Origin of the sequence: Microcystis sp. LE19-41.2A (genome assembly GCF_027530405.1) — a bacterium.
GTDB classification, from domain to species: domain Bacteria; phylum Cyanobacteriota; class Cyanobacteriia; order Cyanobacteriales; family Microcystaceae; genus Microcystis; species Microcystis aeruginosa.
In genome coordinates, this window is record NZ_JAPZQJ010000134.1 from 1 (window position 1) to 4,888 (window position 4,888).

At 37.2% G+C, this 4,888-nt stretch carries 2 protein-coding genes and 2 pseudogenes; 2 read left to right on the top strand and 2 right to left on the bottom strand.

All coding sequences use genetic code 11. The features are described from left to right. Positions 1 to 561: 561 nt before the first annotated feature. Positions 562 to 1,365, bottom strand: a complete 804-nt coding sequence (locus O9290_RS05820; RefSeq protein WP_002762063.1) for a creatininase family protein — start codon at positions 1,363 to 1,365, stop codon at positions 562 to 564. Between the two features lie 198 nt (positions 1,366 to 1,563). Between O9290_RS05820 and O9290_RS05825 the strand changes: the two are divergent. Beyond that, positions 1,564 to 1,768, top strand: a pseudogene (locus O9290_RS05825) (IS30 family transposase); the annotation flags it as partial. Between the two features lie 112 nt (positions 1,769 to 1,880). Here O9290_RS05825 and O9290_RS05830 read toward each other — a convergent pair. Then, positions 1,881 to 4,502, bottom strand: a pseudogene (locus tag O9290_RS05830) (tetratricopeptide repeat protein). A 90-nt stretch (positions 4,503 to 4,592) separates the two neighbouring features. Here O9290_RS05830 and O9290_RS05845 point away from each other — a divergent pair. Beyond that, on the top strand, positions 4,593 to 4,888 hold a 296-nt coding region (locus O9290_RS05845), incomplete at its 3' end, for a helix-turn-helix domain-containing protein (protein ID WP_288086803.1).

Below are 4,888 nucleotides of genomic sequence, written 5' to 3' on the forward strand. Positions count from 1 at the left end.
ACCGATTTTGAGGTAGTCAGTTACCTAATTTTCAGGGAAAAAGTCCAGGAATTTTACCCCCGATCCCTCCAATGGTCGGCACTTTTTGAGGAAAAAAAGTCTAAAAGCCTTATCCAACAAGGTTTTTAGATTTATTCAGCAGCCCCTAATTATCCTAGACGTTGATTCTGTTTTCGATTCTTATCCCCCGGAAAAAATATGGTAAAAATGTCGTTTATTTTCTTTTTGTCACCGTTGACAAAATTTCTAAAACCTCAAGGATAAAACTGATAATTGAGATTAATAATTATGGGAAAAAATTACTCTTATCTTGTTAAAACTTACTCTATTTATGCTCAGTAAATATCGTGAGCAAATTCCCGAATCAAAGGGGAAGTGAGAGGAATTTTTATCCTTGGTACTAAAATTAACAATAGGCAGTTTAAATGCAGTACAGCTTATTAACAACTCTAATTAATCTTTTATTAATATATAGCGTTTCCTGTTCGCACTAGGTACATTATCGATGTTGAAAAGCTTAATTAGCAAAGGTTTAAGTGTGCCACACAGGTGTGAGAACCGCTATAACTTCGGTTGACGGAATTGATAAACATCAGCGATCGCCTGTACCCAACCATTAGCAACGGATTCTAATAATCGATCGCCTTTTTCTTTACTTGCATTAGTAGCATCTCCCATCACTCCACTTTTAGTTAATTCCTTAGTTAACCAAGCAAAGGGTAATTTTCCCTCCATAGTTAACAAACTATTTTCTGGCAAACCTTGGGGATATTCTCGGACGGCCCGCTCAATTTTTACCTGTTCTGGCAGTAATGATAACATAATGCTAGTTTCCACATCTCCTGCATGAATACCGTATTCTAATTCATATTCCGAGAATAATTCAGCCGCATTGTGGGGAACTCGCCAAGTGAAAAAAGGAAATACTAAAAAATCGGGATATTGTTGATGAATATCCCTAGCAGCAATTTCCATAACTTGCGGTTGCCCGCCGTGGGAGTTCATTAATACTAACTTGCGAAAACCCGAACGATAGAGACTTTCAGCTATCTCTTGAATGAGGGTTAATAAGGTGGCTGCCGAGAGGGTAATCGTGCCTGGAAAAGACCAATGTTCGTTAGATTTTCCGTAGTAGAGACAGGGTAAAGCGAAAGCGGCGATGTTTGTATCTAATTTCTCGAAAGCTTTGCCTAAAACCCCTAAACTAATGGCAGCATCGACGGCAATAGGTAGATGGGGTCCGTGTTGTTCGATCGCACCGATGGGTTGAATAATTACCACATTTTCCTTATCTGGCATTGAATCTATATCTGTCCAAGTAAGATAGGGAAAATAACGATGTGGGGGAATAAAACCGTGCATCATAATTTTATTGGGGGTGAGGGATTATGCTTGGGGGGAAAAATTACTGTTTATATTGTAATTTTATCACTAATTCTTGGCAAGGTGGCCAATCGTCAACTATCGAGACTATGGAGAGCATCAAGAATACCTATAGGGCCAGACGAGGAAAAAGAAAGAGTCGAAGCGGAGCGAAAAATAAGCGTGGCGCGATTCCGGAGCGTGGCAGCATTGGCCAAGAACAAAACCGCATCGGAAATCAACCCTTGTCACCGAAAAACTTTTCCAAGAGATTCCCCCTGACAAAAGAAAAACCGACCTTTGTGACAAGGCCAAAGAATTTTGTGGACATCAAGAGTTGAGTCAGAAACTAGGAGCAGATTTTTATTTTGCTAATCCTTATCATTTTTGGGAAAGAGGATTAAACCCAGGGTAAGAGTATCTTAAATCCTTGACAAAATGAACTTTATGTGGTTTTCTTCCCCATACCCCACACCCCAACAAACTTTTTGCCGCAAACCCTATGTAACCCCAAAGTTTTATCTACCCTCTCCTACTACAGATTGATAAAATTTTTCTAGACTTTTTACACAGGTTTGATCGTTAAATACTGTATCGATATTCATTTTAGTATAATCTTTGATTGTTTGTCGCCATTGATTATCTAAACCTAAACGGATAGCAATTTCAATATAGTGATTTTTATCCGTAGCAATTGTCTCGGTTATGCCTAATTTTTTCAAGATAGCATAGGAATGTCTTCCCCGCATAAATTCCCCCGGACAGGTAACAACTGGAAGCTGACAGGCAATTGCTTCTAAGGTGGTATTTCCCCCCGACCAACTTAAGTTATCTAAATAGATGTCTGCTAATAAGTTAAGCTGAAAATAATCATTTTGTTCTAATTGTGGCATCATTACCCCGTAATCTTGCCAATTGAGTCCATACTTATTAAAAGCTTGACTTAATCTCGACTGAAAGCAATGGGTCACAAATTCGCTACGATGACAGATAAAAATAAATTGGCTGTTGGGAACTTGTTGGGCAATTCTAGGGAAAATATCGTCATTTTCTGGCAGATATTTAAATAAACTCTGACAGTTTAAATAGATGATTTTATCCTCGTTTAATCCCATCTCTAAACGAGTTTTTCTCTGGGGAGGAAGGGAAGGTTTGGCATAGGCAATACCTAAATTGGATAAGCGAATTAATTTTTCACTGTAGTGATTATCTCCCTGCGCGGGTTCCATTAATTCACTGGAGATAAAATAATCAATGGTTGGTAATCCTGAGGTGATGGGATGACCCCAAGTTACACATTGTACTGGAGCTAAACGCAATCCTGCTAGTTGGGTAGTGCGAGCATCCATACCAATATCTAAATAAACTAGAATATGTAACTGATTATCTAAAATATGTTGAGCAATTCTTTCTATATTTACCAGATTATCAAACTGATAAAAATATTCACTTTGCTCTTGATATTGTTTGGTAAAATTATCGCAGGTGTTATTAATATCTATTCCATAACAGTAAATTTCAAATTGCTCTCGATTTCGCCACTGCAACCATCCTTGAAACAGTTTCGCTACCGTGTGATGACGCAAGTGAGCAGAAATATAGCCAAGGCGAATTTTTCCCGTCGGTATGGTTAGGTTTTTCACCCAATTAGGAAAGTTGGCTGAGGTAATTTTATAAACTAATTCTCCATATTTTTTTTGTAGTTCTAAATCATTTTTAGCTTGATATTGAAGATAAAAGTTAGTTCTTAATCCAATACTTTTCCAAGCATCCTGCTGTTGATTAGTAGTGGTTAAATCAAGATTAGACAAGATATTATCTAACTGTTTCTCGTAGTTTGATCGATATAGCATAATATCTGCTTGAGTTGTGTAAACTATCGGCATTAACCGCATTAATTCTAACTTCAGGGATAGGTGATCGGGAAGATACTCTAAAGCTGATTTAGTTGCTTGAATTGCCACCTCGATCGGATAATTATTTTGTAGTAACCAAATTAGGCGCAAATGTAAATCAATATTTTCTGGATGATAGTTAATGCCTTTTTTATACACTTCTAAAGCTTGTTTTTCTCCTTTAACAATGAGATAGCAATGGGCGCAATTTAAATAAAAATTGCTGTCCTCTATTTTAATTGCTAATAATTTTTGATAATAGTTTAATGCTAATTGATAGATTTTTCTTTGATAAAAATAATCACCAGAATAAAGATCCGCTCTTTTTTGGTCAGCTTGCAGAATTTGCCAAAGGGAGAGATTTTGACTAATTTCTCCTCTATCTCCTGCCAGTTGTTGAGCCATTTTATAAGCATTTTTTGCCTCTGTCCAAGCTTGTTTAACTAAATAGACATTGCCTAAATTGATATAAAAAGGATAAAAATCACCCTGTTTATTAATTCCCTGCTGATAGAATTTTTCGGCTGACTCTAGCTGCCCTAGTTTATAAAATAAATTGCCCAGTTTGTTATAAGCATCGATAAAATTGGGATTGAGATCAATCGCTTTTTGATAAGCTGATAAAGCTATACCTAAACGGGATTATTTTTCTAGCACCATGGCCATAGTATAATGATATAAGGCTTGATTTTCCTCTAAGTTGATGGCTCGTGCCAAACAGTTAAAAGATTCTGTTAGTCGGTTAATTATATAGTATAAATATCCTAAATCGTGCCAGATGTAAGCTAATTGTTCACGCCAAGATAAAATTCTTAAGTAAAAGTCCTCAGCTAAAGTATATTCTTGCCGATTAATAGCCTCTTGCACCTCTTGAAGACAGGAGTTTATCACCGTCAGGGCATAATTTTCTATCTCTTCATCCCCTTCTATTTCCTCTAATTCTAGCCACTGGAGATAGATTAATTTAGCTTGGCCAAACTGCCAGCAATCAAGATTTCTAATTATCTCTTTTTTGAGCAGCACAATTAAATCCTGACTGGACTCTGATTGTAACAGCCAAAATAACCAAATTTCTTGCGCTGTTGCTTGCTGCTCTAGCAGCAGATAAGCTAATCCCAGATAGGGATAATAATCAGTCACTTCCGGATGAACCGCGAGCGCTTGTTGACAGAATAACAATAATTGATTATAGTCTCCCGATGCTAACATTAGCTCGATCGCTTGTTGGTGATTACTGTTGATCATCGAAAATTTGGGTCTGAAACCCCGTCGTTCTACGACGGCTTTACTGTTAAATATTAGCACATTTACGAAATATATGCTAAAATGTGAGACATGGAAAAAGCCTATTCGTTTCGATTTTACCCCACACCAACACAAGAGTCGCTATTGCGGCGCACATTGGGCTGTGTAAGATTAGTTTACAACAAAGCTCTCCATGTCAGAACACAAGCATGGTACGAAAAGCAAGAAAGAGTAGGCTACGCTCAAACTTCTTCAATGTTGACCGATTGGAAAAAACAAGAAGAATTAGACTTTCTCAATGAAGTAAGCTGTGTACCCTTACAACAAGGGTTAAGACATTTACAAACAGCTTTCACTAATTTCTTTGCTGGTCGTACTAAGTATCC

Bases quoted from the DNA above. Each gene is read 5' to 3' on its own strand.
- O9290_RS05820 (WP_002762063.1), bottom strand. From the start codon at position 1,365: ATGATGCACGGTTTTATTCCCCCACATCGTTATTTTCCCTATCTTACT.